Origin of the sequence: Chamaesiphon sp. VAR_48_metabat_403, from assembly GCF_031422475.1 — a bacterium.
Lineage (GTDB): Bacteria > Cyanobacteriota > Cyanobacteriia > Cyanobacteriales > Chamaesiphonaceae > Chamaesiphon.
Genome location: NZ_JANPLS010000211.1, coordinates 1 through 3327 on the forward strand (window position 1 = coordinate 1; position 3327 = coordinate 3327).

Consider the following 3327-nt stretch of genomic DNA (forward strand, 5'->3'; position numbering starts at 1 on the left):
CTGCGTAAGGGTTGGTTAGTTAGAATCGGAGTGGGTGGTACTACATTCCAAGCATGGCTTTGATTCGGGGTTAGAGCGGTCAAATGGACTGAAATTCGTTCCCCACACTCCCAGTCTCCCAGTCTCCCAGTCTCCCAGTCTCCCAGTCCCCCCGATCCAAATACTACGTCCCTGGTAAATCGCGCAGTCGCTGAGTTAAGTGCGATCGATCTGCAAGTACCTTTAATAACGGCCCATGCTTGCTAAATTCGACGATACTCACACTACTGACAGGCATCCCTAAGCGATAGCGAAATCGACCCGCATCGATACCCAGCAGGCTGCACAACAAGATCCGAATCGTTGCTTTATGGGAAACGACCAAAACATTACCAGTGGCGTGCTGCTGGCTGATTTCTTCAACTACAGCTAACGCGCGCGCGGCGATTGCCATTGCCGATTCGCCACCCGTGGGCGAATTCCAGCCCGGATCTGCCAGCCACCGCAGATAGTCATCATGATACTCCCGATCGACTGCCCCAACATCTTTACCTTCCCAGGCACCATAATTAATCTCCTGCAATCCATCTCGCAGTTCTAATTTCATTTTCAGCGCATCAGCCAATGGTTCTGCTGTCAGAATCGCGCGTTCTTTCGGGCTGCAATAAATGGCTTCCCAGGGCGTTGTCGCATAGGCATCAGCGAACAACTTTGCCATTTCTTCGCCATCGGTAGTTAACGTCGGATCGATCGATCCGCAAAATAAGTTACCGCGACTGGATGCTGTTTGTCCGTGACGGAGAAAGTAAAGATTTAGAGTCATATTGTCAGGATGTGGTGAGATGGATAAAAAATTGACATTCCCAAGCAAAGCTATCCGTTCCGACTCAGCCGAGCGGAACCCAAATTCACGTACTCTAAAGTGTGGTGGTTCAATTCCTATCTTACTCTCGATCGAAAACTCTGCTAGTATAGAGGGTGAGGGCAAGCTAAAAATTTAGCTTGTCTTTATGCTTCTTGGAATAATAAATTACCAGGAGTGGGTCGAAACCCACTTTTTTTGTTGCTTGCTACTACTCATCCGCACGATCCGATCGCAGTCATCTCCTCACCCGATCGGACAATGACATCACTCATCAGCACGATCGAAAGCGTCGAGCATGAATCGAGATTGAAATTAGTCAGTACCAATCTACAACCAATACTCTCATTAGCCACTAGTTTCTAGTCCTTGCTACATGTATGGCTCATCCGCTGATTCCCCAAATTACCGATCTTGCTACCCCAATCGCCACGGAATTGGGGCTAGAAGTGGTTGCCGTAATGTTTCACACTCACGAACGTCCGCCATCGCTGCGGGTAGATATCCGCAATCCTACTGCTGATACGGGATTGCAAGATTGCGAACGCATGAGTCGCGCGCTAGAAGCGGCCCTAGATGCGGCGGAGGTCATTCCCTTTGCCTACGCATTAGAAGTTTCTAGTCCCGGTACTAGTCGAGAACTAACTACCGATCGGGAGTTTAATGCTTTTGGCGGCTTTGCAGTATCAATTACCGCCAACGAACCTGTCAATGGCAAAACCGAATGGCAAGGACAACTCATTCGGCGGGACGATACCACCATCTATCTCAGCCAAAAAGGACGCACGATCGAAATTCCCAGAACGGCAGTTGGGAAGGTTTATCTAGACGATAACCTCGAACGTTAATTGACTTAATTTTATTATCTGACAGTCACGATCGATACTTTCATTAGTTATCGACAGATTCAATCATCAACTCCGCATCCGATCGAAAATATATGCCAAAATCTAAACAACCGAAAAATAGCAACGTTAGTTTACCTCAACTCAGAAGTATGATTGAGGAAATTAGTCGCGATCGTAATTTACCGACTTCGGCAGTCCAAACCGCACTCCGAGAAGCTTTGCTCAAAGGCTACGAACGCTATCGGCGATCGCAGCATCTCGACCAGATGCAGTTTGAAGAAGACCATTTTGACAACTTCGATGTCTTTTTAAATTTAGATGAAGAAGCTTTTCAAGTAGTAGCTACTAAAACGATCGTTGAAGAAGTAACCGATGAAGATAAAGAGATTTCGCTCAGTGAAGTCAAAAACATTTTACAACAAGAATCTGCCGAAGAACTGACCGATGAGGAACTTGCTGAAATGATGCCCACTCAAATTGGCGATTCAGTCGTGCTCGATGTCACCCCCGAACGCGAAGATTTCGGTCGGATGGCAGCAATTCAAGCCAAACAAGTCCTCGCCCAAAAATTGCGAGATCAGCAACGCAAAATCATTCAAGAAGAGTTCGAGCAATTTGAGGGCACATCTCTGATGGGTAAAGTCCTTAGATTCGAGCGTCAATCGGTGATTTTATCAGTCAACAGCAGCATCGGACAGCCCGATGTCGAAGCCGAATTGCCCCAAAAAGAGCAACTACCCAACGATAATTACCGGATCGGGCGTACCTTTAAAGTCTTCCTCAAAAAAGTCCGCGAAGGATCGCAACGCGGCCCCCAACTGCTCGTCTCTCGCGGTGCAGCAGGATTAGTCGTCGAACTATTTGCCAACGAAGTCCCCGAAATTGAAGAAGAACTCGTCAGAATCGTCGCTGTGGCGCGCGAAGCCAGCCCGCCATCGCGGCATGTCGGCCCCCGTACTAAAATCGCTGTAGACACCTTAGAAGGCGACGTAGACCCCGTAGGCGCGTGTATCGGAGCCAGAGGATCGCGGATTCAAGTAGTGGTCAATGAATTGCAAGGCGAGAAAATCGATGTAATTCGGTGGTCGCCCGACCCGTCTACATATATCTCCAATGCGCTAAGTCCCGCCCGCATCAATGAGGTGCGATTGGTCAATCCCGATGGTCGTCAAGCACATGTATTAGTACCTGAAGATCAGTTGAGTTTGGCAATCGGTAAAGAAGGGCAGAATGTTCGATTGGCAGCCCGATTGACTGGTTGGAAAATCGATATTAAGGATGCGAATAAATACGATCCCGTCGCGGCAATGGCTGAGGTAGAATCTCAACGTCAAGCCGATTCGGAATACCAATCTCGCTATCAACCCGATTATCAAGATGCTGGTTATGCGGATGAAAATTATTAATTAGTGGCTCATGCTCCCGCCCCTGCTTGGTGCGCTTCACTGTCGGGTTTGATTCGTGACAAGTTAAGAAAAACCGAGGTTTGTCAAAGGGAGAAAGATTTGATGTCAAACTCGTACTAGCACAGAGTTAGAACCGAGTTTGACACATGCCCAAAAAGCGGCGCACTGTGGGCGGGTTTCCCGCCCACAGTGCGACAAGATAGCGGACAACAAATCGTGACCACGCCAAGCG

The 3327-nt window shown here is 48.3% G+C and carries 4 protein-coding genes; 3 read left to right on the plus strand and 1 reads right to left on the minus strand.

Annotated features, from left to right (window positions below; genetic code table 11):
- Positions 1–163 precede the first annotated feature (163 nt).
- Positions 164–802 carry a histidine phosphatase family protein gene (locus RMO79_RS09885; protein WP_310482967.1) on the minus strand — a complete coding sequence of 213 codons (639 nt, stop codon included), beginning with the start codon at positions 800–802 and terminating at the stop codon, positions 164–166.
- A 237-nt stretch (positions 803–1039) separates the two neighbouring features.
- On the opposite strand from RMO79_RS09885, the gene RMO79_RS09890 reads away from it, so the two are divergent.
- The 3 genes from RMO79_RS09890 (at position 1040) to nusA (ending at position 3095) form a co-directional block, all read left to right on the plus strand.
- Positions 1040–1207 (plus strand): hypothetical protein, encoded by a 168-nt coding sequence (locus RMO79_RS09890; RefSeq protein WP_310482968.1) that lies wholly within the window; start codon positions 1040–1042, stop codon positions 1205–1207.
- A 14-nt stretch (positions 1208–1221) separates the two neighbouring features.
- Positions 1222–1689, plus strand: coding sequence for a ribosome maturation factor RimP (gene rimP, locus RMO79_RS09895; RefSeq protein ID WP_310482969.1), 468 nt, complete (start codon positions 1222–1224; stop codon positions 1687–1689).
- 92 nt (positions 1690–1781) lie between these two features.
- The gene (gene nusA / locus RMO79_RS09900; RefSeq protein ID WP_310482971.1) at positions 1782–3095 is read left to right on the plus strand and encodes a transcription termination factor NusA; all 1314 of its coding nucleotides are present in this window, start codon (positions 1782–1784) and stop codon (positions 3093–3095) included.
- The last annotated feature ends 232 nt before the right edge of the window (positions 3096–3327 follow it).

Coding starts and splice junctions, on each gene's coding strand:
- RMO79_RS09885 (WP_310482967.1), bottom strand. CDS start 802: ATGACTCTAAATCTTTACTTTCTCCGTCACGGACAAACAGCATCCAGT.
- rimP (WP_310482969.1), top strand. CDS start 1,222: ATGGCTCATCCGCTGATTCCCCAAATTACCGATCTTGCTACCCCAATC.
- nusA (WP_310482971.1), top strand. CDS start 1,782: ATGCCAAAATCTAAACAACCGAAAAATAGCAACGTTAGTTTACCTCAA.